General features: G+C 65.1%; 20 protein-coding genes and 1 pseudogene. 16 read left to right on the forward strand and 5 right to left on the reverse strand.

What is annotated here, in order from left to right; all coding sequences use genetic code 11:
- Positions 1–11: 11 nt before the first annotated feature.
- From E8M83_RS01085 to E8M83_RS01100, 4 genes are all read left to right on the forward strand, one after another.
- Positions 12–938 (forward strand): ABC transporter ATP-binding protein, encoded by a 927-nt coding sequence (locus tag E8M83_RS01085; protein WP_137171550.1) that lies wholly within the window; start codon positions 12–14, stop codon positions 936–938.
- Positions 939–948: 10 nt separating this feature from the next.
- Positions 949–4,530, forward strand: a complete 3,582-nt coding sequence (locus E8M83_RS01090) for a M1 family aminopeptidase (RefSeq protein WP_137171551.1) — start codon at positions 949–951, stop codon at positions 4,528–4,530.
- 59 nt (positions 4,531–4,589) lie between these two features.
- Complete coding sequence (locus E8M83_RS01095) at positions 4,590–4,961, forward strand: DUF5329 domain-containing protein (protein WP_137171552.1); 372 nt, start codon at positions 4,590–4,592, stop codon at positions 4,959–4,961.
- A 280-nt stretch (positions 4,962–5,241) separates the two neighbouring features.
- The gene (locus E8M83_RS01100) at positions 5,242–6,153 is read left to right on the forward strand and encodes a hypothetical protein (RefSeq protein WP_229491376.1); all 912 of its coding nucleotides are present in this window, start codon (positions 5,242–5,244) and stop codon (positions 6,151–6,153) included.
- Between the two features lie 22 nt (positions 6,154–6,175).
- Here the strand turns inward: E8M83_RS01100 and E8M83_RS01105 are convergent, their stop codons facing one another.
- The 3 genes and pseudogenes from E8M83_RS01105 to E8M83_RS26165 all read right to left on the reverse strand — a co-directional run.
- Complete coding sequence (locus E8M83_RS01105) at positions 6,176–6,556, reverse strand: SirB2 family protein (protein WP_137171554.1); 381 nt, start codon at positions 6,554–6,556, stop codon at positions 6,176–6,178.
- A gap of 76 nt (positions 6,557–6,632) precedes the next feature.
- Complete coding sequence (locus tag E8M83_RS01110; protein ID WP_137171555.1) at positions 6,633–9,116, reverse strand: adenosylcobalamin-dependent ribonucleoside-diphosphate reductase; 2,484 nt, start codon at positions 9,114–9,116, stop codon at positions 6,633–6,635.
- Positions 9,117–9,316: 200 nt separating this feature from the next.
- A pseudogene (locus E8M83_RS26165) lies at positions 9,317–9,544 on the reverse strand (accessory factor UbiK family protein); the annotation flags it as partial.
- Positions 9,545–9,796: 252 nt separating this feature from the next.
- Here E8M83_RS26165 and E8M83_RS01120 point away from each other — a divergent pair.
- From E8M83_RS01120 to gshA, 4 genes are all read left to right on the forward strand, one after another.
- Complete coding sequence (locus tag E8M83_RS01120; RefSeq protein WP_137171557.1) at positions 9,797–10,531, forward strand: TorF family putative porin; 735 nt, start codon at positions 9,797–9,799, stop codon at positions 10,529–10,531.
- 19 nt (positions 10,532–10,550) lie between these two features.
- Positions 10,551–10,889 (forward strand): P-II family nitrogen regulator, encoded by a 339-nt coding sequence (glnK, locus tag E8M83_RS01125; protein WP_137171558.1) that lies wholly within the window; start codon positions 10,551–10,553, stop codon positions 10,887–10,889.
- Between the two features lie 14 nt (positions 10,890–10,903).
- Positions 10,904–12,304, forward strand: a complete 1,401-nt coding sequence (amt, locus tag E8M83_RS01130) for an ammonium transporter (protein WP_137171559.1) — start codon at positions 10,904–10,906, stop codon at positions 12,302–12,304.
- A gap of 143 nt (positions 12,305–12,447) precedes the next feature.
- Positions 12,448–13,749 (forward strand): glutamate--cysteine ligase, encoded by a 1,302-nt coding sequence (gene gshA, locus E8M83_RS01135; RefSeq protein ID WP_137171560.1) that lies wholly within the window; start codon positions 12,448–12,450, stop codon positions 13,747–13,749.
- Between the two features lie 18 nt (positions 13,750–13,767).
- Here the strand turns inward: gshA and E8M83_RS01140 are convergent, their stop codons facing one another.
- Positions 13,768–14,481: a class I SAM-dependent methyltransferase gene (locus E8M83_RS01140; RefSeq protein ID WP_137171561.1), complete on the reverse strand. Its 714-nt coding sequence runs from the start codon at positions 14,479–14,481 to the stop codon at positions 13,768–13,770.
- A gap of 171 nt (positions 14,482–14,652) precedes the next feature.
- Between E8M83_RS01140 and gshB the strand changes: the two genes are divergently transcribed.
- From gshB to E8M83_RS01180, 8 genes are all read left to right on the forward strand, one after another.
- Complete coding sequence (gene gshB / locus E8M83_RS01145; protein WP_137171562.1) at positions 14,653–15,597, forward strand: glutathione synthase; 945 nt, start codon at positions 14,653–14,655, stop codon at positions 15,595–15,597.
- A 4-nt stretch (positions 15,598–15,601) separates the two neighbouring features.
- Positions 15,602–16,003, forward strand: coding sequence for a PTS sugar transporter subunit IIA (locus tag E8M83_RS01150; RefSeq protein WP_137171563.1), 402 nt, complete (start codon positions 15,602–15,604; stop codon positions 16,001–16,003).
- 58 nt (positions 16,004–16,061) lie between these two features.
- Positions 16,062–16,331, forward strand: a complete 270-nt coding sequence (locus E8M83_RS01155) for an HPr family phosphocarrier protein (RefSeq protein ID WP_137171564.1) — start codon at positions 16,062–16,064, stop codon at positions 16,329–16,331.
- 38 nt (positions 16,332–16,369) lie between these two features.
- Entirely contained in the window at positions 16,370–18,139 is a 1,770-nt protein-coding gene (gene ptsP / locus E8M83_RS01160) for a phosphoenolpyruvate--protein phosphotransferase (RefSeq protein ID WP_137171565.1), read from the forward strand.
- Positions 18,140–18,208: 69 nt separating this feature from the next.
- On the forward strand, positions 18,209–19,345 hold the full coding sequence (locus E8M83_RS01165) for a homoserine O-acetyltransferase (RefSeq protein WP_137171566.1): 1,137 nt from the start codon (positions 18,209–18,211) through the stop codon (positions 19,343–19,345).
- Positions 19,342–19,959, forward strand: coding sequence for a methionine biosynthesis protein MetW (gene metW, locus E8M83_RS01170; RefSeq protein WP_137171567.1), 618 nt, complete (start codon positions 19,342–19,344; stop codon positions 19,957–19,959). Before E8M83_RS01165 ends, metW begins: the two co-directional genes overlap by 4 nt.
- Before the next feature lie 149 nt (positions 19,960–20,108).
- Positions 20,109–20,993: a M48 family metallopeptidase gene (locus tag E8M83_RS01175; RefSeq protein ID WP_137171568.1), complete on the forward strand. Its 885-nt coding sequence runs from the start codon at positions 20,109–20,111 to the stop codon at positions 20,991–20,993.
- Positions 20,994–21,012: 19 nt separating this feature from the next.
- The gene (locus E8M83_RS01180) at positions 21,013–21,951 is read left to right on the forward strand and encodes a pseudouridine synthase (protein WP_137171569.1); all 939 of its coding nucleotides are present in this window, start codon (positions 21,013–21,015) and stop codon (positions 21,949–21,951) included.
- A gap of 9 nt (positions 21,952–21,960) precedes the next feature.
- On the opposite strand, the gene E8M83_RS01185 is transcribed toward E8M83_RS01180, so the two are convergent.
- Complete coding sequence (locus E8M83_RS01185; protein ID WP_137171570.1) at positions 21,961–22,731, reverse strand: exodeoxyribonuclease III; 771 nt, start codon at positions 22,729–22,731, stop codon at positions 21,961–21,963.
- Positions 22,732–22,891 lie beyond the last annotated feature (160 nt).

A 22,891-nucleotide genomic window follows, 5' to 3' on the forward strand; every position in this document is an offset into this window, starting at 1 on the left:
AGTGACCGCCGATGTTATCGATCAAGCAGCTCAACAAGACCTATGCCAATGGCGTCAAGGCCATCAACGATGTCAGCCTCGAGATTCCGAACGGCATGTTCGGCCTGCTCGGGCCGAACGGCGCCGGCAAGTCTTCGCTGATGCGCACCATCGCCACCCTGCAGGATCCCGATAGCGGCAGCATCCATTTCGACGGCCTCGATGTCCTGGCCGACAAGGAAGGCCTGCGCCGCCAGCTCGGCTACCTGCCGCAGGATTTCGGGGTCTACCCGAAAGTCAGCGCCGAGAAGCTGCTGAACCACTTCGCCGTGCTGAAAGGCCTGACCGCGAAGGGCGAGCGCAAGGAAATCGTCGAAGCCCTGCTGCACCAGACCAATCTGTGGGAAGCCAGGAAGCGCGGCCTGGGCACCTATTCGGGCGGCATGCGCCAGCGCTTCGGCATCGCCCAGGCGCTGCTCGGCGCACCGCGCCTGGTGATCGTCGACGAGCCCACCGCCGGCCTCGATCCCGACGAGCGCAACCGCTTCTTGAACCTGCTGGCCAAGATCGGCGAGCAGGTGGTGGTGATCCTGTCGACCCACATCGTCGAGGATGTGACCGACCTGTGCCCGCGCATGGCCATGATCGCCAAGGGCACCGTGCTGCTGCAGGGCGAGCCGCAGGCCGCGATCGATACCCTGAAAAACCGCGTGTGGCGGCGCACCGTCAGCCAGGAAGCGCTGCCCGACTACCAACAGCGCTTCAACGTGCTCTCGACCCGCCTGGTGGCGGGCCGGCCGCAGATCAATGTGTATGCCGAGTCGCAGCCGGATGACGGTTTCACCAGCGTCGAGCCGGACCTCGAAGACGTCTACTTCCTGCAGATCCGCAACGCCAGCCGCGCGGCGAGCCAGGCTGGCGCGCCGGCGCCCGCCCAAGCTGCGCCGCTGACGGCGTGAGGAGCATGGCATGCTGAGAGAATTCTTCAAGTTCGAGCTGGCCTTCCAGCTGCGCCAGCCCTTGCTGTGGGTGTGCGGGCTGATCTTCGGTGCGCTGGCCTTCGGCGCCACCACCAGCGACGCGATCCAGGTCGGCGGCAGCATCGGCAACGTCAACCGCAACGCGCCGGTCGTGGTCGCGCAACTGCTCGGCTTCTTCAGCCTGATCTCGATGTTCGTCGTCACCATCTTCATCGCCGGCAGCGTGCTGCGCGACGGTGAGGTCGGCATCTCCGACATGCTGTTCGCCACGCCGATGAAGAAGCACGACTACCTGATCGGCCGTTTCGCCGCCGGCCTGGTGGCCTGCCTGTTCATCTTCGTCCTGGTCGTGCTCGGCATGATGCTGGGCCCCCTGATGCCCTGGATCGACGCCCAGCGCGTCGGGCCTTTCCCAGGCGCGGCCTACCTGTGGGCGCTGGGCGTACTGGTCGTGCCCAACCTGTTCTTCATCGGCGCCTTGCTGATGCTGCTGGCGGCCACCACGCGCTCGATCATGATGGTGTACGTCGGCGTGATGGCCTTCTTCGTGTTGTGGATCGTGGCCGGCAGCTTCACGTCGGACATCGACAACGAGTGGATCGCCGTGCTGGCCGATCCCTTCGGCATGCGCGCGCTGGGCCGCGCCACGCGCTACTTCTCGACCGCCGAATCGAATGCCGGCCTGCCCGATATCGGAGGCTATATGCTGGCCAACCGCCTGCTGTGGGGCGCGGTCGCGGTGGCGCTGGTCGGCGCCACGCTGGTCCTGTTCAGGCCGCAGCGCGCCGGCACCGGCAAGCGCCTGTTCGGCAAGGCCAGGGCGCAGGCCACGCCTGCCTTCGCGCCGCTGCAGGTCGCGCTGCCGCGGGTCGCGCCGCGCTTCACCGGCGCCACGCGCTGGGCCCAGTGCTGGCATATCTTCGCCTTCGATGCGGTCGCGGTGTTCAAGAGCGTGCCATTCCTGGTCATGCTGCTGTTCGGCGTGCTGAACATGGTGGGCAGCTCGAGCCAGCTCGACGCGCTGTTCGGCACCGACGTCTATCCGCGCACCCACCTGATGATCGAGCTGTTGAACGGCTCGTTCAACTTCCTGCTGATTATCATCGTCACTTTCTACGCGGGCGAGCTGATCTTCAAGGAACGCCAGGCCAGGATTGCCGACGTCAGCGACGCCATGCCGATGCCGAACTGGGCGCCGCTGGTCGCCAAGAGCGTGGCGCTGGTGGGCGTGGTGCTGGCTTTCCTGTTCGCCGGCATCCTGACCGCGATCGCCGTCCAGCTGTTCCGGGGCGGGGCGCCGGTCGAATTCGGGGTGTACGTCCAGGGCGTGTTCATGTCCGGCCTTCCGTATGTGCTGATGGCGCTGGTCGCCATCGTGCTGCAGGTGCTGACCAACAATAAATTCATCGGCTACCTGCTGGTGATCGTCCTGATGATCGGGCAGATCGTCCTGTCGGTGATGCACTTCGATCACAACCTGTACAACGTCGCACAGCTGCCGGCAACGCCGTATTCGGACATGAACGGTTTCGGCCATTTCGTCACGGGCTGGGCCTGGTTCGCGCTGTACTGGACCTTGTTCTGCGTGGCGGCGCTGATCGTGGCCCAGGCCTTCTGGGTGCGCGGCCTGTCGGTCGAGTGGCGCGCGCGGGTGCGCGAAGCGGGCCGCCGCCTCAAGGGCGGCGCGGGCGTGGCGCTGGCGCTGTGCACGATCGCGTTCGCCCTGGTCGGCGGCTGGATCTTCCACAACACCGTGACCCTGGGCGGCTACGAGGCCAGGAATGTCAGCATGGACAAGCAGGCGCTGTACGAGAAGCGCTATCGCCAGTACAAGGACCTGCCGCATGCGAAGATCGTCGACGTGCGCGCCGCGGTCGACATCTATCCGGAACAGCGCCGGGTGATGGTCAAGGGCAGCTACGTCCTGGAGAACAAGACCGGCCAGCCGCTCGACACCTTGCGCCTGCAGCTCAATCCCGACGTGGTGACCACGCTGGGCCAGCTGCCGCCGCACCAGGTCGTGCTGGACGACAAGGAGGCCGGCTTCATGATCCTGAAACTGGCCGCGCCGCTGGCGCCGGGCGCACGCCTGCCGCTGGACTTCACGGTCGATGCGCGCCGCCCGGGCTTTTCGAATGCGGGCGAGGCCGACACCTTCAACCTGAATGGCACCTTCTTCAACAACCGCGAGTTCTTCCCGCTGATCGGCTATCAACCGGACTTCGAGCTGACCGACCGCAACGAGCGCCGCAAGCGCGGCCTGGGCGAGCCGCAACGCATGGCCAAGCTCGAGGACGAGGCGGCGCGCGTCAACTCCATGTTCGGCGGCGATGCGGACTGGATCGGTTTCGAGACCACGGTGTCGACCAGTGGCGACCAGATCGCGCTGGCGCCGGGCTACCTGCAACGGTCGTGGACCGACAACGGCCGCAACTACTACCACTACAAGATGGACCAGAAGATGATGCCGTTCTTTGCCTACCTGTCGGCCCGCTGGCAGGTGAAGAAGGGCGAGTGGAACGGCATCCCAATCGAGATCTATCACGATGCCAAGCATGGCTACAACACCGACCGGATGATCGAGGCCACCCGCAAGTCGCTGTACTACTTCACGACAGAGTTCACGCCTTACCAGCACAAGCAGGTGCGGATCCTGGAGTTCCCGAACTACCAGAGCTTCGCCCAGTCGTTCGCCAACACGATCCCGTTCTCGGAGTCGATCGGCTTCATCGCCGACCTGCGCGACAAGGAAGACATCGACTACGTGTTCTACGTGACGGCCCACGAGATGGCGCACCAGTGGTGGGGCCACCAGGTCACGGCCGCCAATGTGCAGGGCGCGAACATGCTGATCGAATCGCTGTCGCAGTACTCGGCGCTGATGGTGATGGAAAAGGAATACGGGCGTCACCAGATGCGCCGCTTCCTGCGCTATGAACTGGATCGCTACCTGCGCTCGCGCGGCGGCGAATTGATCGAGGAACTGCCTTTGGCGCGCGTGGAAAACCAGGACTACATCCACTACCGCAAGGGCAGCCTGGTCTTCTACCGCCTGCGCGACGAGATCGGCGAAGAGGCGCTGAACCGCGCGCTCAAGCGCTTCCTCGAGGACAAGGGCTACCAGGAGTCGCCGTTCACCACCTCCAGGGAGCTGCTCGACTACATCCGCGCCGAGGCGCCGGCCGACAAGCACGCATTGATTGCCGACATGTTCGAGAAAATCGTGTTCTACGATAACCGCGTGACCGAGGCAACGGCCAGGAAGCGTCCGGACGGCCAGTGGGACGTGACGATGAAGCTGCACCTGGCCAAGATGGAAGCCGACGGCAAGGGCAAGGAAACCGCGCGCGCCTACGACGAGCCGGTGGAGATCGGCGTGTTCGCACGTGCCAAGGGAGCGAAGGAAGCAGACGAAAAAGTGCTGCTGCTGGAGAAGCGTGTGCTGTCGGGCGACAATCCAACGATCACCGTCACGCTCAAGGAGCAGCCGTTCGAGGTGGGCGTCGATCCCTATAACAAGATGATCGACCGTGTATCGCGCGACAACCGCAAGGAAGCCGCCATCGAGTGATGCGGCAGGTGGACGGCAAACGCGGCATACTGGAGCCTTCCTGTCCATTGCCGTCCACGATGAAACCTTACGCCGCAGCGATCCTGCTCGCCATCCTGCCGCTGCTGTCCCAGGCCGCGCCGCCGCCCGCCGCGCGCCAGGAGATCGCCCACCTGATCGGCTACCTGACCGCATCCGGCTGCAGCTTCCAGCGCAACGGCAGCTGGCACGACGCGGCCGAAGCCGCCAGGCACCTGCAACGCAAATACGACTACCTGCAGAAGCGCGACCTGGTCGCGACGGGCGAGGATTTCATCGCGCGCGCCGCCAGCGAAAGCAGCCTGAGCGGCAAACCCTACCAGGTCCGCTGCGGCGGCAATGCCCCGGTCGCCAGCGCCGCCTGGCTCAAGGCCGAGCTGGCGAAATACCGTAGCGCGCGCCAGCTTCGGTAAGCCTGGCGCCGAACCGCGCTTCTACACGGAACACAACGTGGTTCCCCGGTAACGAGTATTCCACCCGCATTGACTTGTCCATACCTTCCATGTGAGGATTTGCTTTATATCAAATAACAACAAGACAATCTAATTGCAAAAGCGGGGCCGGCCGCCACGGAAAAGGCCAGGTCCCGCGACGAGAGGGAATGCAATGCTGGCTAAAAGCTTGGCATGGTGGGTGCCGGTATTGCTATTGGGCGCTTGGTGCGGCGTCGCCCATGCGGTCCCGACGGAACCCATGGCGCACCTGGTATACGAGAAGCGTCATGGTGAGGCGAACCGGGCGATCGAGGCCAGGCTGGCGCGCAATGCCACTGATCCGGCAGCGCTGGCGGCCCTGGTGGATTTGCGCATCGCCCAGGGCGGGCTGGACGACTTGCCGCTGGCGCGCGCGGCGGCCGAGCGCTGCGTCGCGGCCCATCCCGACAGCAGCCCGTGCGCCGAAGCGCTGGGCAACGCCTTGACGGCGCAGTCGAACGCGGGCGGCGTGCTGGCTCGCGCGCGCAATGCGCGCGCCACCCGCGACGCCTTCGAGCGCGCGCTGCGCTTCGATCCCCTGAATTACCGCGCGCGCGTGAGCCTGATGCGCTTCTATCTCGACACCCCGTTCTTCCTGGGCGGCAGCGAGGTGCGCGCACGCGAGCTGGCCACCGAAACGCGGCGCACCGATCCCGACCTGACCCGCCTGATGCGCGCCATGTGCGCTTTCGATGAAGGCAAGCTGGGCGACGCCGAAGAGCACATCCTGGCGGCCGACTTGAAGGCTTATGGACTGGTGCAGGACAGCCAGCGCGAGCTGCTGCTGACCCTGGCCACCGCCCATCTCGACGCGGGCCGCCATGCCCAGAGCAGCCGTCTGTTCCATGAACTGAGCCTGCGCCTGCCGTCCAGCGAGCATGGCCCCTACGGCCTGGCGCTGGTGGCGCGGGCCCAGGGGCGCCTGCTCGAGGCCGTGGCCCAGCTGGAAAAGGCGGCGGCCATCGCCCCCAGGCCCTATATCTACAAGACCCTGGGCGAAGTCCATGAAGCGCGCCACGACCGGCAGCGCGCGATCGCGGCCTACCAGGCGGCGCTGGCGGGCGTGCCGCCGCTCGCGCGGCGCGAGCAGGCGCAGGTGACGGCGCACCTGACGCAGCTGGAGCGGCGCTGACGCCGGCGCCGGGAACGGATGATCAGGCGGCGACCAGCGGATTCTTGGTGACCGCCACCGCCAGGATGTAGATGAAGCAGGCCAGCGCGCCGGCGAAGGCCAGGGCGCGCACCTGGCGCGTGCGGCCGCGCTTGAGCGCCACCGTGCCCAGGCCGATATAGGCGACCAGGGCCACCAGCTTGGCCGTCAGCCACGGCGACTGGCCCGGATACTGGCTGCTCCACACCGCCAGGCCGACGGCGCTGGCCAGCAGCAGGGTGTCGATCACGTGCGGCGCGATCCTGACCCAGCGCTGCTCTAGACGCCGGGATTCGGCCAGCATCCACAGGCCGCGCAGCAGGAACAGGGCGCCGCTCAGCACGGCGAAGGTCATGTGGATATGCTTGAGGGCGTAATAGCTCATCGGGCGGGCAGGATTGGTGGCGACCCCGGCAGTATGCCTGAGCCCGGCCCGCGGGCGCCTCTTTTCTAAGGTACGGTCAGCCGCACTCGCCGACATAGTGGCAAGACTCGCAGCGCGAGCAGCCGTCGACCTTGCGCAGCGCCAGCGCGCCGCATTCGGGGCATTTGGCACCGTTCATGATGGGCAGCGGCTCGGCCGGCGCCTCCCCGGGCTGCAGCTGCGGATCGGGCGCGCCATCCTGCGTGCGCCGTTCGAAGCGGCGCGCCAGTTCGCCGACCGGCACCTGATTGCCCTGCTGGTCCAGGAAGCCGCGCCTGATCAGCATCCGCTGCAGCATGAAGGCGATCGCCGCGACCTCGGAATCGTGGTAGACCGGCACCCGCACGCCATCTTCGCGCACGATGTGGCCGCAGCGCACCGGACCTTTTTCCCACACCACCTCGCGCATGTCGGCCAGAGCGCGTGCGATCGGGCCGCCGGCGCGCGCCACCATCGACAGCAGGCGCATCGAGGCCGTGATCCACTGGTGGCCGCCGGTGCGCTGGTTGGCCGGCATGAAGAATTCGAAGGGACGCTCGACCGTGACCTGGCGGCCTTCCCAGATGCCTTCGGCGCGCAGGAAGCTCACCGTCAGGTAGACGGTCTTGCGGCCTTCCTGGGTCGAGTATTCGATCTTGGAGGTGCTCGACTCGAGTTCGCCCAGCGGGCGGTGTTCGAAGCGCTTGCGCAGCGGGTCGTCGTCGGGCGAAGGCGGAGCCGCGGCAGTCATCGCCGGGGAAGCGACCGGCGTCGTGGATAGAACGCTTCCCAGCACCGCGTTCGGCCGATACGTCGCCAGCCCTTTCAGCCCGGCGCGCCAGGCTTCCAGGTACAGGTCGCGGAAGTCGTCGTAGGGATAATCCTCGGGCACGTTGACGGTCTTCGAGATCGCAGTGTCGATGAAGGGTTGCACCGCCTCCACCATGCGCAGGTGGTCGAGCGCGCGCATTTCGAGCGCGGTGACGAAGCTCGGGGGCAGGGCGGCGTCGCCGTGCTGCTGGCGATACAGGCGCCAGGCGTGGTCCGCCACCTCGTAGCTGCGCGTGCCTCCATCGGCCGTACGTTTCCTGCGCTGGTAGGTCCAGGAATAGGGCGGCTCGATGCCGTTCGAGGCATTGTCGGCGAAGGCCAGCGAGATGGTGCCGGTGGGCGCGATCGACAGCAGGTGGGAGTTGCGGATACCGTGGGCGCGGATGCCGTCGCGCAGCGGCTGCGGCAGGCGCTCGATGAATTGGCCGCGCAGGTAGTTGTCGGCGTCGAACAGCGGGAAGGCGCCTTTTTCGCGCGCCAGTTCGATCGAGGCCGCATAGGCGGCGTCGCGCAGCGCGCTGGCGATGCGCGCCGCCACGGCGCGGCCCTCGTCGGCGTCGTAGCGCAGGCCCAGCATCGCCAGCGCGCTGCCCAGGCCCAAGAAGCCCAGGCCGATGCGGCGCTTGGCGCGCGCCTCGGCCGCTTGCTGCGGCAGCGGCCATTGGGTGGCGTCCAGCACCAGGTCGAGCATGCGCACCGCGGTTGTCGCGACGTCGCGCATGCGCTCGAAGTCCAGGTGCGCTTCCGGGGTAAAGGCGTCGTGGACGAAGGCGGTGAGATTGAGCGAGCCCAGGTCGCAGCAGCCATACGGGGGCAGGGGCTGCTCGCCGCAGGGATTGGTGGCGCGCAGCTCTTCGGCATACCATAGATTGTTCTCGGCATTCATGCGGTCGACGAACAGCACGCCCGGCTCGGCGTGGTCATAGGTCGAGACCATGATGCGCTCCCATAGTTCGCGCGCGCGCACCGTGCGGTAGACCCACAGGCCGTCTTCCCTGCGGCGCCCGCCCGCGGCGAGGGTCTCGTCGCCCGGCTCGGCCGCATGCACCAGCGCGAACGCTTCGTCGGCTTCGACGGCGCGCATGAAGGCATCGGACACGCCGACCGAGATATTGAAGTTGGTGAGCCGGCCCGTGTCCTTGGCCGCGATGAAGCGCTCGATGTCGGGATGGTCGATGTGCAGTACGCCCATCTGGGCGCCGCGCCGGGCGCCGGCCGATTCGACCGTGCGGCAGGAGGCGTCGAACACTTCCATATACGACACCGGGCCCGAGGCGCGCGAGGCGGTACCGGCCACCTTGCTGTCCAGCGGGCGGATGGCCGAAAAATCGTAGCCGACGCCGCCGCCGCGGCGCATGGTCTCGGCGGCTTCACTGAGCGCGGTATAGATGCCGGGCAGGCCGAAGCTAGCGCCGGAGATCGAGTCGCCGACCGGCTGGACGAAGCAGTTGATGAGGGTGGCGGAGAGGCCAAGGCCGGCGCTTGACGCGATGCGGCCGGCGGGAACGAAGCCCTGTTGCTGGGCCCACAGGAAGCGGCGCTCATGGTCGGCGCGCTGCGGCGCCGGCTCGAGGGCGGCCAGGGCGCGTGCGATGCGCCGCTGTACGTCTTCGATCGTGCGTTCGTCGCCGCGGGCGTATTTTTCGCGCAGCACGTCCAGCGACACTTCCTGCGCGGGCAGGGCGTCGGACGGTGGTTCCGGTGCATTCATGCTGGTTGCCCGATCCATGAATGCACCCGGTATTACGGTTTGTCGATCGGAATATCGCCCGATTTGTCCAGGCTCGGCGGCAGCACGATGGTCGGATCCTCGGGCTGTTTCGGGAACGGCGCGGTGGCTGATGGCGCCGCGCCGGGTGGCGGGGTGGTCGATGCCGTCGCTGCAGTGGCGGCGGACGCACCGCCCGCGATGCGTGCCTCGAGCTCGATCACGCGCAGTTCGAGCGCTTCCAGCTTGGCGCGGGTCTTGGCCAGCACCTGGGCCTGGATATCGAATTCCTCGCGCGTGACCAGGTCGAGCTTGGCAAAGCCCGAGGTCATCGCCGCCTTGACGTTGCGTTCGATGTCCTTGGCCGGGCCGCTTTCGAGCGCCTGGTTGATCTTGCCCTGCAAATCGCTAAAGAAGTTGCTGTTGTTCATGTTCTGATCCCTTTCTGCCAAGGTGCATGCACCACGACGGTGCAATGCAGCCAGATTTGGTGCGCCGCGCAGCACGGGCGCGCCGTTCACGGTCGCTTGTATTAGAGCAAAACTGATGTTGGGCGTGTTTACCAAAAAAACAAGGCCATTTTTCGGCTTTTATGAGCTGGCACACATCCTGCTAAATGAAGGATAGACACAGGACTACAAGAGGATTCTAAACGCAGTAATTGTTCATCAAGGGGGCTTGTCATGAAGTGCAATGCAAAAGTACACGCAATCAGCCTGGCGATCCTGGCTTTCACCAGCATCCCGGCCATGGCACAGGAGCAACCCGCCGAACACCAGGTGAGCTACAACGTGAGCGTCACCAGCGAATACCGCTACCGCGGGCTCGCGCAAACCGATTTCGACCCGGCCGTGCAAGGCGGCGTCGACTACGTACATGGCCCATCCGGCTTCTACGTAGGCACCTGGCTGTCCACCATCAAGTGGACCAAGGATCTGGGTGGCGACGGCAATATCGAATGGGATTTGTATGCCGGCAAACGTGGTCAGTTGACCGAGGCGGTCAGCTACGACGTCGGCGGACTGTATTACTACTATCCGGACAATAGCCTGGATCCGAGCGCGAACACCTTCGAGGTGTACGGCAAGCTCGGCTTCGGTCCGGCCTACATCAAGTACTCGCACTCGACGACCAATCTGTTCGGCACTGCCGACAGCAAGCGCAGCGGATACCTGGACCTGGGCGCCGACATCGATGTGGGCAATGGCTTCCTGCTGAACCTGCATGTAGGCCGCCAGCGCGTGAAAAACAACAGTCCGGCGTCGTACACCGACTACCGGGTCGGCGTGACGAAGGACTTCGGGGTCGCCACCGTGGCCCTGGCCTGGCACAAGGCGAATACCGACGCCTACCTGAGCCCGGAAGGCAAGAACCTGGGCAAGTCGGCCGCCGTGCTGTCCGTGTCAAAAACTTTTTGATAGCAAAAGAGGCAATACCATGAAAATGATTACCGCCATCATCAAGCCCTTCAAGCTCGACGAGGTGCGAGAAGCGCTGTCGGAAATCAACGTGCAAGGCATGACGGTGACCGAAGTGAAAGGCTTCGGCCGCCAGAAGGGCCACACTGAGCTGTACCGTGGCGCCGAGTACGTCGTCGATTTCCTGCCCAAGATCAAGATCGAAGCCGCCGTCGACGATGCCATCGTCGACCAGGTGATCGATGCGATCCAGGGCGCCGCCCGCACCGGCAAGATCGGTGACGGCAAGATCTTCGTGGCCGACCTGAACCAGGTCATCCGTATCCGTACCGGCGAGACCGGCAACGACGCACTGTAAGAAGGAACGTGTTCATGAAGCATATAACGACAAAAATCGTGTCCTCCATGCTGGGCCTGGGCCTGGCCCTCCCGGCCATGGCGGCGCCAAGCATCAACAAGGGGGATACCGCCTGGATGTTCGTCGCCACGCTGCTGGTGATCATGATGGTGATCCCGGGCCTGGCGCTGTTCTACGGCGGCATGGTGCGTGCCAAGAACATGCTGTCGGTCCTGATGCAGGTGATGATGGTGTTTTCCTTGATCATCGTGCTGTGGTGCCTGTACGGCTACTCACTTGCCTTTACTTCTAACAATGCCTTCATCGGCGGCTTCGACCGCGCCTTCCTGCAGGGCATCTGGGATCCGGTCGCCGGCACCTTCTCGATGGGCGCGACCTTCACCAAGGAGGTGATGATCCCCGAGTTCATCTTCGTTGCCTTCCAGGGCACCTTCGCCGCCATCACCTGCGCGCTGATCGTCGGTTCCTTCGCCGAACGCGCGAAATTCTCGGCGGTGCTGGCCTTCATCGTGATCTGGTTTACGTTTGCCTACCTGCCGATGGCGCACATGGTCTGGTTCTGGGCCGGTCCTGACGCGATCAGCGACGCCGCCTCGCTGGCCACCGTCACCGCCGGTGCCGGCTACCTGTGGCAGCAGGGTGCGCTCGACTTCGCGGGCGGCACCGTGGTGCACATCAACTCGGCCGTGGCCGGCCTGGTGGGCGCCTACGTGATCGGCAAGCGCGTCGGCTACGGCAAGGAATCGATGGCCCCGCACTCGCTGCCGATGACCATGGTCGGCGCCTCGCTGCTGTGGGTCGGCTGGTTCGGCTTCAATGCCGGTTCGGCGCTCGAAGCGGGCGACGTCGCGGCGCTGGCCTTCATCAACACGCTGCTGGCAACCGCCGCCGCCACCGTGTCGTGGGCGGCCGGCGAATGGATGTTCAAGCGCAAGCCATCGATGCTGGGCGCCGCCTCGGGCGCCATCTCGGGCCTGGTGGCGATCACCCCGGGCGCAGGTTTCGTGGGGCCGATGGGCGCCTTGGTCATGGGCCTGCTGGCTGGTATCATCTGCCTGTGGGGCGTGACCGGCCTGAAGCGCATACTGCGCGCCGACGATTCGCTCGACGTGTTCGGCGTGCACGGCGTGGGCGGCATCCTGGGCGCGCTGCTGACCGGCGTGTTCGCGGCGCCGTCGCTGGGCGGCCAGGGCGTGTGGGACTACACCACCAATGCCATGAACACCAGCTACTCGATCGGCAGCCAGGTATTGGTGCAGGCGCACGGCGTGGTCGTGACCATCGTGTGGTCGGCGATCGTGGCCTTCATCGCCTTCAAGCTGGTCGATATCGTGATCGGCCTGCGGGTGCCTGAAGACGAAGAGCGCGAAGGCCTGGACATCACCAGCCACGGCGAATCGGCGTACCGTTACTGACATCTCGCCATGTCAGTCTGAAAGGCGCCTGCGGGCGCCTTTTTTGCGTTCTTGGCAACACCTCTTTAAAAAGGGCAGGCGCACCCCATATGACCTATCCGAATTAGTTAACAACAAGAAGCGCATAACAAGGACGTCCCACCATGGTTCCGCACCTCGCCACCGCCCAGACCGGTCCCTTGCTCGACCTGGAAAAGAAAATCCTCGAAGCCACCCCCGCCATCGAGCGCTGGTTCCGGCTCGAGTGGCAGGAGCATACGCCGCCGTTTTATTGCTCGGTCGACTTGCGCAACGCCGGTTATAAGCTGGCGCCGGTCGACACCAACCTGTTCCCGGGCGGCTTTAATAACCTGCCGACCGAGATGCTGCCGCTGACGGTGCAGGCCGCCATGGCGGCGATCGACAAGTATTGCCCGGATGCGCGCAACCTGCTGCTGGTGCCCGAGACCCACACGCGCAACCCGATGTATCTGCAGAACGTGGCGCGCCTGATGCAGATCTTCCGCCAGACCGGCCTGCACGTGCGCCTGGGCTCGTTCTCGCCCGAAGTGACCGAACCGACGCCGCTGGCTCTGCCTGACGGCAATATGCTGGTGGTCGAGCCGCTGGTACGCTCGCCCAACGGGCGCCGCGTCGGCCTGGCCGATTTCGACCCGTGCACCATCCTGCTCAACAACGATTTGTCGGCCGGCATCCCGTCCATCCTCGAGAACGTGCACGAGCAGTCGCTGTTGCCGCCGCTGCATGCCGGCTGGGCGCTGCGCCGCAAGAGCAACCACCTGAAGGCCTTCGACGAGGTGGCCAAGAAGTTCGGCAAGCTGATCGATATCGACCCGTGGCTGGTCAATCCGCTGCATAGCAAGTGCGGCGAAGTGGACTTGCGCGAGAACGTCGGCACCGAGGAACTGGCCGACAATGTCGCTGCGATGTTCTCGAAGATCAAGAAGAAGTACAAGGAATACGGCATGAAGGAGCGCAAGCCCTTCGTGATCCTGAAGCCCGACGCCGGCACCTATGGCATGGGCGTGATGACGATCAAGGACGCCAGCGAAGTGCGCGACCTGACCCCGGCCCAGCGCGCACGCATGTCGGTGATCAAGGATGGCGTCGCCGTGACCGACCTGATCATCCAGGAAGGCGTGCCGACCTTCGAGTCGATCGACGACGCCGTGGCCGAGCCGGTGGTGTACATGATCGACCGCTATGTGGTGGGCGGCTTCTACCGCGTGCACGCCGAGCGCGGCATCGACCAGAACCTGAATTCGCCGGGCTCGCAATACGTGCCGCTGGCCTTCGCCCAGCAGCATGCGGTGCCCGACCTGAAGGCCAAGCCGGGCACGGCGGCGCCGAACCGCTTCTATGTATATGGCGTGGTGGCGCGGCTGGGCATGCTGGCGGCCTCGCTGGAAATGGAACGCACGGATCCGAATCCGGAAGTCTATTGACGGAAATGTGGCGGCGGTTCAAGCGTCCTTGCGCACCACGTACATGAAGTGCGAACGCAGCGCCGGCGCCAGTACCGTGAGCAGTTCGGTCACCATATACGGCGCCGCGGCCAGCAGGCGGTGGATGGGCGGCGCCAGCACCAGGCTGCGGTAGCGCTGTTCGCTCCCTGGCCACCATTCTTGCAACTCGGCCCGGGTGACTTTGCGTACATTGCGGTTGCGCGGGTTGTCGTAGCGAAAATCGAACACCAGGCACCAGCCCCCGGGACGCAGCGCGCGCCACATCTGGGCTGCCAGCTCGCGTCGCAGGGCCGGATCGAGCACCGAGGAAAACACCGTCTGCGCCGTCACCAGGTCGTAGCCGGCCGGCGGTATCGCGTCCAGCGTGCCCAGGTGCCAGCGCACGCCGTTGGCCGTACATCGGCGCGCATGGTCGAGCCGATCTCGTTGGAGCTCTGTCCCGGTGAGCTTGGCCGGGGTGGCGCCCCAGTCGATCATCTGGCGCAGGAAGCCGCCGGTGCCGCAGCCGACGTCCAGCACTTGCACGTCAGACAGGTCTGCGCCGACCGTGTACGAAAGCAGGTCGGCGAAGCCGCGCGAGCGCGCCGCCACCTGCTGCAGGATCTCGGGCCGGTGCCAGGCATAGCGCGCCAGCGCGGCGCCGCCATGCCAGCTGCGGTAGACATCTTCGATGCGCTCCTGCTCGGCCTGTTGGCTTGGTTGGGTATCCATGCCCTCATGGTCTACCGTGATTGTATTGACACGATTGAGCTGTCTCAGTCGCAGCGCGTGATACCCGACAAATTGCTGCAGTGCATTTTCAAGTGGGAATGGCCGGGCGGCCGGTCCGCGAGATTCTGTAATTCGAGCTAAAATCAGGGCATTATCCCGAATGGACGCCCCATGAAAATCGCTTTTCTCGCCGACCCCCTGTCCGGATTCAAGATTTACAAGGATTCGACCTTCGCCATGATGCGCGAGGCGGCGCGGCGCGGCCATGCCGTCTACCACTTCGAACAGCGCGATATGGTGCTCGACGAAGGCGTGGTCAGCGCGCGCGTGACGCGCATTCATCTTACCGGCGACAAGGACGCGTGGTATCGCGCCGATCCGGCCCTGGATGTAAACCTGGGCGAATTCGACGCCATCCTCGAGCGCAAGGATCCGCCGTTCGACATGGAATACGTCTACGGCACCTATCTGCTGGAACTGGCCGAGCGCCAGGGCGCCTGCGTGATCAACAGCCCGCGCGCGATCCGCGACCACAACGAGAAGATGGCGATCGGCGGCTTCAGCGGCTACACCTCGCCGACCATGGTCACGTCCGACGAGAAGCGCCTGCGCGCCTTCCACGCCAGGCATGGCGACGTGATCTTCAAGCCGCTGGACGGCATGGGCGGCGCCGGCATCTTCCGCGTGAAAAGCGACGGCCTGAACCTGGGCTCGATCATCGAGACCCTGACCGGCAACGGCCGCAACACCATCATGGCCCAGAAATTCATCCCGGCCATCGACAAGGGCGACAAGCGCGTGCTGGTCATCGGCGGCAAGCCGGTGCCCTTCGTGCTGGCGCGCATCCCGCAGGGCGGCGAAGTGCGCGGCAACCTGGCCGCCGGCGGCCTGGGCGTGGCCCAGCCGATCAGCGCGCGCGAACGCGAGATCGCCGAGGCCCTGGGCCCGGTGCTGGCCGAGCGCGGCCTGTTGCTGGTAGGATTAGACGTGATCGGCGACTTCCTGACCGAAGTCAATGTGACCAGCCCGACCTGTTTCCAGGAAATCTGCGACCAGACCGGATTCGACGTGGCCGCGATGTTCATCGACGCGGTCGAACAAAAGGTAAACAAATAACACCATGGTAGGCATCCTGCTCCTGACCCACGCGCCGCTGGGCCAGGCTTTCATCGCGGCAGTGGCGCACGTGTTCCGCGGTCCGACCGAGCGCTTCGAGGCGATCGACGTGGCCGCCGACCAGGATATCGGCGAGGTCAATGGCCTGGCCCGGCAGGCGATCGCGCGCCTCGACGAAGGCGACGGGGTGCTCGTGATCACCGACGTCAAGGGCGGCACGCCGTCCAATTGCTGCAACTCGCTGGCTGACGCCGGCCATGTGGAAGTCATCGCCGGCATCAGCCTGCCGATGCTGCTGCGGGCGATCACGTATCGGCGCGACACGCTCGACGTGGTGGTCGAGATGGCGCTGGCGGGCGCCCAGAACGGCGCGGTGCGGGTGGATAACCGGATCAAGGTGGGGTAGAAAACGATGGATGTGCGCGCGGGGAGCGCGATTCGACAAGACCAACGATAAAGCGAATATGATTCAACAAGAACTCGAGATCATCAACAAGCTGGGCCTGCACGCCCGCGCATCCGCCAAATTCACGCAGTTGGCCGCGAAATACCAGAGCGACGTCTGGCTCACCCGCAACGGACGCCGCATCAATGCCAAGTCGATCATGGGTGTCATGATGCTGGCCGCCGGCAAGGGCGCCAAGGTGACCCTGGAAGCCGACGGCAAGGACGAGGAAGCCGCCGTCGCCGCGCTCGCGGCCCTGGTCAACGACAAATTCGGCGAAGGCGAGTAATGCCGCGTGAAGCGGCATCTCGCTCAGGAGACGTCAGCATGGCCTCCTTCCTTCTCCATGGCATACCGGTCTCGCGCGGGATCGCGATCGGCCGCGCCCACCTGCTCACGCCGGCCGCGCTCGACGTCAAGCATTACCTGGTCGCCGACGACCAGGTAGAAAACGAAGTGCGCCGCCTGCAGGATGCGATCGCCGCCGTGCACCGCAACCTGCAAGAACTCTGGACCGACCTGCCCAAGGACGCCCCGACCGAACTGGGCGCCTTCATCGACGTCCACGCCCTGATCCTGTCCGACCCGATGATTTCCGAGGCGCCGCTCGATATCATCCGCGCGCGCCACTACAACGCCGAATGGGCGCTGGTGACCCAGATCGACGAGCTCTCGGCGCAGTTCGACGAGATCGAAGACGAGTACCTGCGCGAGCGCAAGTACGACATCCAGCAGGTGGCCGAGCGCGTGCTGAAAGTCCTGACCGGCACCGCGCTGAACGTACCGCCGATCGTCATCGACGACGACCAGCCGCTGCCCCAGATGATCGTGGTGGCCCACGACATCTCGCCGGCCGATATGCTCGCCTTCCGCGATCGCGACGGCGGCCCGCGCTCCTTCATCGGCTTCGTGACCGACGTCGGCGGCCAGAACTCGCACACCGCCATCGTCGCGCGCAGCCTGGACATTCCGGCCGTGGTGGGCATGGACCAGGCCTCGCGCCTGGTCGAGCAAGACGATTGGGTGATCGTCGACGGCGACGCCGGCGTGGTGATCTGCAATCCGAGCCAGCTGGTGCTGGAGCAGTACCGCGAGCGCCAGGCGGCGCTGGCCAAGGCGAGAAAGCGCCTGCTCAAGCTCAAGAAGACGCCGGCCGTGACCCAGGACGGTACCCCGATCACCTTGCTGGCCAATATCGAGTTGCCCGACGACTGCCCGGCCGCGCTGGAGGCGGGCGCCAACGGCGTCGGCCTGTTCCGCTCTGAATTTCTATTCATGGGCCGCGGCCCGCAGGGCCTGCAAATCCCCGGCGAAGACGAGCAGTTCGAGCAGTACCGCAAGGCGGTGCTGGCGATGAAGGGCCGTCCGGTCACGATCCGCACGCTCGACGTCGGCGCCGACAAGCCGCTCGACCAGACCGACCAGACCGCGCTCAATCCGGCGCTGGGCCTGCGCGCGATCCGCTACTGCCTGGCCGAGCCGCAGATGTTCCTGACCCAGTTGCGGGCCATCCTGCGGGCGTCAGCCTTCGGCAAGGTGAGGATCCTGATCCCGATGCTGGCGCATGCCTTCGAGATCGACCAGACCCTGAACATGATCGAGCAGGCCAAGGCCCAGCTGCGCGCAGAGAGCATTCAATACGACGAAGGGATCGAGGTCGGCGCCATGATCGAAATCCCGGCCGCGGCATTGGCGCTGCCGCTGTTCGTGCGGCGCATGGACTTCCTGTCGATCGGCACCAACGACCTCATTCAATATCTGCTGGCGATCGACCGGGTCGATTACGAGGTGGCGCACCTGTATAATCCGCTGCACCCGGCCGTATTGCAGCTGATCGCCTCGACCATCGCCACCGGCCACAAGGCCGGCCTGGACGTGGCGGTATGCGGCGAGATGGCCGGCGACGTCAAGCTCACCCGCCTGTTGCTGGGCATGGGCTTGCGCGAATTCTCGATGCATCCGGCGCAGCTGCTGGCGGTGAAACAAGAAATCCTGAACACCGACCTGGGCGCGGTCACCACCCGTACCCGGCGCATCCTGCGCGCGATGGAGCCGGGCGAGATCGCCAGCGCCGTCGAGCAGCTGCAGACCCTCTGATCCATCGGCACACGGCCGCCTGCGCGGCCGTGCGCGAGCACCGCACTACCCAACATACTAATAGTCTCCATGGGATCTCTTGGAATAGTCACACCGCAGGCGATGCACTTCGCCGAGCCCTTGCTCCTGCAAAGCGGCGCCCAGCTCGGCGATTACACGCTGATGTATGAAACCTATGGCACGCTCAACGCCGACAAGTCGAACGCGGTGCTGATCTGCCATGCGCTCAACGCCTCGCACCACGTGGCCGGCCACTACGCCACCGCCAAGAGCGCGGGCTGGTGGGACAATATGGTCGGTCCGGGCAAGCCGGTCGACACCGACCGCTTCTTCGTCATCGGCATCAACAACCTCGGCTCCTGCTTCGGCTCGACCGGCCCGATGCACGTCAATCCCGCCACCGGCAAGCCGTATGGCGCCGCCTTCCCGCTGGTGACGGTCGAGGACTGGGTCGCGGCCCAGGCGCGCCTGGCCGACCGCCTCGGCATCGAGTGCTTCGCCGCCGTGATGGGCGGCTCGCTGGGCGGCATGCAGGCCCTGTCGTGGAGCATCATGTTCCCCGAGCGCCTGCGCCACTGCATCGTGATCGCCTCCACGCCCAAGCTGTCGGCCCAGAACATCGCCTTCAACGACGTCGCGCGCCAAGCCATCCTGACCGATCCCGACTACCGCGGCGGCGACTTCTATGAACACGGCGTGGTGCCGAAGAACGGCCTCAAGGTCGCGCGCATGGTCGGCCACATCACCTACCTGTCGAACGACGACATGGCCGAGAAGTTCGGGCGCAAGCTGCGCAACGCGGCCGAGACGAACGACTACAACTTCGACTTCGGCATCGACTTCGAGATTGAATCCTACCTGCGCTACCAGGGCGACAAGTTCTCGGAATACTTCGACGCCAACACCTATTTGCTGATCACCAAGGCGCTGGACTATTTTGACCCGGCGCGCGAGCATGGCGGCGACCTGACGAAGGCGCTGGCCGGTACGAAAGCCCAGTTCCTGGTTGCCTCGTTCAGCACCGACTGGCGCTTCTCGCCCGAGCGCAGCCGCGAGATCGTCGAAGCCCTGATCAGTAACCGCCGTCGCGTGAGTTACGCCGAGATCGACGCTCCGCATGGCCACGATGCCTTCCTGCTCGAGGATGCGCGCTACATGAACGTGGTGCGCGCCTATGTCAACCGCATCGCGCTGGAGGTCGCATGAACTTCGACGACCTGAATACCCTGCGGCCCGACCTGGCCTTCATCGCCCACTGGGTGGGCGAGGGCGCCCATGTGCTCGACGTGGGCTGCGGCGACGGCGCCATGATGCGCTACCTGGAGTCGGGCAAGCGCTGCTCGGGCTACGGCATCGAGATCGCCGACGACAAGGTCCTGGAAAGCACCGCGCGCGGCATCAATGTGATCCAGCACGACATGGAAAAGGGCCTGGGGCTCTTTGGCGACAATACCTTCGATACCGTGCTGTGCCTGAATTCGCTGCAGATGATGCAGCATGTCGAGGCGCTGCTGCGCGACATCGTGCGGGTCGGGAACGAGGCGATCGTGTCCTTCCCGAACTTCGCCCACTGGCCGCACCGGCTGGCGCTGCTGCGCGGCCGCATGCCGGTGTCGCGTTCCCTGCCTTACCAGTGGTACGACACGCCCAATGTGCGTTGCGCCACGATCTACGATTTCCAGGAACTGGCCGAGGAATGCGGCCTCGAAGTGCTCGAATGCGTGGCGCTCGACGAGGGCGAAGTCATCAAGTTCCTGCCCAATCTGCGCGGTAGCCTGGCGGTATTCCGTTTGCGCAAGAAGGTATCGCCGGCGATCTGATGCGCTGTGCATGCGCCTTATGTGCGTTGGCGGCTTGAGTGAATGCCATGAATAGGCCATGATCCACGGCAATCCTGCCCGGGCGTGTTGCCCATTTTGAATAATTTCTGAGAGGATGGCGCTGCTAACAACAGCCTGTCGGTGACGAGATGATAAAACTGAAACGCCTTGCCCTTTGTCTTTCCCTTTTTGCCGCGACCGGCCTGGCCACGGCCCAGGAGGCCGGTAACGTCGTCCAGGATGGCATCGAGGTCAAGCCGCTGTCGCGCATGCGCGTGCTGGCGCCCGAGGAGCAGGTCAACGAGGCCGCGCGCCAGCAGTACACCGAAATGGTGGGCGAGGCCAAGCAGAAGGGCGTGCTGGCGCCAGAAGGCGATCCGCAGCTCAAGCGCCTGCGCACCATCGCCCAGCGCATCATTCCCCAAACCACGCGCTGGAATCCGGCCGCGAGCAAATGGGAATGGCAGGTCAACCTGTTCGAGTCCGACCAGGTGAACGCCTTCTGCATGCCGGGCGGGCGCATCGGCTTCTATACCGGCATCATCAACCAGCTGAAGCTGAACGACGACGAAGTGGCGGCCGTGATGGGCCACGAGATCGCGCACGCGCTGCGCGAGCACGGGCGCGAGCGCCTGGCCAAGACCAATGTCACCGCCCTTGGCGCACGGGTCGGCGGCGCGCTGCTGTCGGGGATCTTCGGGGTCGACCCGAACATCACCGGCACCGCCGCCAACTATGCCGGCCAGTTCCTGGTACTGAAGTTCTCGCGCGACGAAGAGCGCGAGGCCGACCTGGTGGGCCTGGACATCTCGTCGCGCGCCGGCTACGACCCGCGCGCCGGCATCGCGCTGTGGCGCAAGATGGCGGCGCTGAACCAGAGCGCGCCGCTCGAGATCTTCTCGACCCACCCGGGCGGCGAGACCCGCATCAAGGACATGGAAGCGCATATGAATGTGCTGCTGCCGCTGTATGCGCGCGCCAAGAATACGAGCGTCGCCAGGCTGCCGGCCTACAAGAGTACCCCGCTGAAGTGAAGCATCGCGTGAGGCGGCGATGGGCCGTGTAGTCGTCAAGGGCCGGCAGGCCGAAGCCAACGCCTACGTGCCGCTGCCGACCCGCGACGGCGTGGCTCCCAGCTACCTGTGGCTGACCGAGACCCGCGCCGGCGGCATGCTGCGCTTTCTCACCGAGCGGTTTCCCGACGTGAGCCGCGAAGCCTGGGCCGCGCGCCTGGCGCGTGGCGAGATCGTCGATGCGAAGGGCGCTGCCCTGGGCCCCGACAGCCAGGTGCGGCAGGGCATGCGCATCTGGTATTACCGCGAGCTGGAACAAGCCGAGACGCCGATCCCGTTCCATGAGCGCGTGCTGTTCCAGGACGCGCATATCCTGGTGGCCGACAAGCCGCATTTTTTGCCGACCATCCCGACCGGGCGTTTTTTGAAAGAGACGCTGCTGGTGCGCCTGAAGCGCGCGCACGACTTGCCGCACCTGGTGCCGATCCACCGGCTCGACCGCGAGACGGCTGGTGTGGTGATCTTTTCGCACAATCCCGATTCGCGCGGGGCCTACCAGTCGATGTTCCAGAAGCGGGTGGTGAACAAGACCTACGAAGCACTGGCGCCATCGATGCCGGGGCGCACATTCCCGTTTACCTACCGTAGCCGCATGCAGGATGCGGAGCAGTTCTTCGTCAGCGAAGAAGTGGCGGGCGAGCCGAATTCGGAGACGCTGATCGAGGTGCTCGAGCAGCGCGGCGATGTGGTTCGTTATCGCCTGCATCCGCACACGGGGCGCAAGCACCAGTTGCGGCTGCACCTGTCGCGGCTCGGCGCGCCGATCCTGAACGACACCTTCTATCCGGTGGCGCTGCCGTGCAAGGGCGACGATTTTCGCGCGCCCCTGCAGCTGCTGGCGCGCTCGATCGCCTTCGACGATCCGCTCACCGGCCAGCCGCGCAGCTTCGACAGCCAGTTCAGCCTTGACTGGCCCTGATATGGATGATCAACGCTCGTAATCGATGATCAGGGGAGCGTGGTCGGAGAACTTGACGTCCTTGTAGACCGAGACGGTCCTCGCGCATTTGGCGATGCCCGGGGTGGCGACGTGGTAGTCGATGCGCCAGCCCACGTTCTTGGCATAGGCCTGGCCGCGGTTGCTCCACCAGGTGTACTGCTCGGGACGCGGATCGAGGCCGCGGTGCACGTCGACCAGGCCCAGTTCGTCGAAGATGCGCGTCATCCAGGCGCGTTCTTCCGGCAGGAAGCCCGAATTCTTGAGGTTGCCCTTCCAGTTCTTGAGGTCGATCTCTTTATGCGCGATGTTCCAGTCGCCGCAGATCACGATTTCGCGGCCCTCGGCCTGCAGCTCCTGCAGGTGCGGCAAGAACACTTCCATGAAGCGGAACTTGGCCAGCTGGCGCTCGGGCGACGAGGAGCCCGACGGCGCATACAGCGAGATCACGGTCAGGTCGCCGAAATCGCAGCGCGTATAGCGGCCTTCGGCGTCGAACTCGACGCAGCCGAAGCCGATGCGGTGCTTGTCGGGCGCAGTACGGCTATAGACGCCGGTGCCCGAGTAGCCCTTCTTTTCGGCGTAGTGGAAATGGCCGTGGTAGCCATGGGGACGCAGGAAATCCTCGGTCATGTCGGCTTCCTGGGCCTTGAGTTCCTGGACGCAGATATAGTCGGCATCTTGCGTGGCGAGCCACTCGAAGAAGCCCTTCTTGTGGGCTGAGCGGATGCCGTTCAGGTTCGCGGAAATAATTCGTGGCATGGTAATGGTAAGACTGGTAATGGTTCAGCGGACTTTAATGGACATCCGGCAACAAGCGGGACAGTGTAGCGTGTTTTTGAACCACTCGTCAGCCCTGCCGACTGTTGCGGATTTGCCGTAATGGCCGTGTCAGAAGGCAACGATCTGTTACACTAGGCAT

Source organism: Massilia sp. HP4, assembly GCF_005222695.1.
Classification (GTDB): Bacteria; Pseudomonadota; Gammaproteobacteria; order Burkholderiales; family Burkholderiaceae_D; genus Telluria.